The sequence below is a fragment of the Nitrobacter winogradskyi genome, from assembly GCF_006539545.1.
Classification (GTDB): Bacteria; Pseudomonadota; Alphaproteobacteria; order Rhizobiales; family Xanthobacteraceae; genus Nitrobacter; species Nitrobacter winogradskyi_A.
In genome coordinates, this window is sequence record NZ_BJNF01000160.1 from 1 (window position 1) to 847 (window position 847).

Here is an 847-nt window from a genome sequence, read left to right on the forward strand (position 1 = left end):
TAGGCTCAGGACTCATTGATCAGAGCCAGAAGATGACGATTGCTGCGATGCAGATGGCAGACATGAAGGTGTGGGCGCATCGGTCGTAGCGGGTGTGGATGCGCCGCCAGTCCTTGAGCCTGCCGAACATGTTCTCGATCTTGTGCCGCTGGCGATAGAGTTCGCGGTCATGTTCGATCGGCGTCTTGCGGTTGGACTTCGACGGGATGCAGGCTGTGATCCCGCGTTCGGCGAGAGCTTTTCGGAACCAGTCGGCATCATACCCCTTGTCGCCGAGCAGTTTGCTGGCCTTCGGCATGGCTGGCAGCATCAAAGCCGCGCCCTTGTAGTCGCTCATCTGGCCTTCGCTGAGCAGCATGATCAATGGTCGCCCCTGACCATCGCATACGGCGTGCAGCTTCGAGTTCAGGCCGCCTTTGGTGCGCCCGATACGTCGGGGAACAGGCCCTTTTTTAAAAGGCTCGCGGCGGTACGATGCGCCTTTAAATGCGTGGCATCGATCATCAGCCGCGACGGCTTGCCGGCCTTGCGCGCCAGTTCGGCGAAGATTTTGTTGAACACACCAAGGCGGCTCCAGCGCACGAACCGGTTGTAGATCGTCTTGTGCGGGCCATATTCGCGCGGCGCATCGCGCCAGCGCAGTCCATTCCTGATGACGAAGATGATCCCGCTTATCACCCGCCGGTCATCGACTCTCGCGATCCCGTGCGATAACGGAAAATACCTCTCAATCCGGCGCATCTGCGCCTCCGAAAGCAAAAACATATCAGCCATCGCGACGGCTCTCCTGCGTCGCTTATTGAATCAATCGTGCTTCCAATCCGCAAGAGATTTAATGGGTCCTGAG

1 protein-coding gene is annotated in these 847 nt (G+C 58.4%); it reads right to left on the bottom strand.

Annotated features, from left to right (window positions below):
- Positions 1–19: 19 nt before the first annotated feature.
- Positions 20–774, bottom strand: a protein-coding gene (locus NWI01_RS18620; protein WP_141385423.1) for an IS5 family transposase whose coding sequence is annotated in 2 segments (ribosomal slippage) — positions 20–441 and positions 441–774 — 756 coding nt in all. Because the reading frame shifts where the segments join, the coding sequence is not laid out codon by codon here.
- Positions 775–847: the final 73 nt, after the last annotated feature.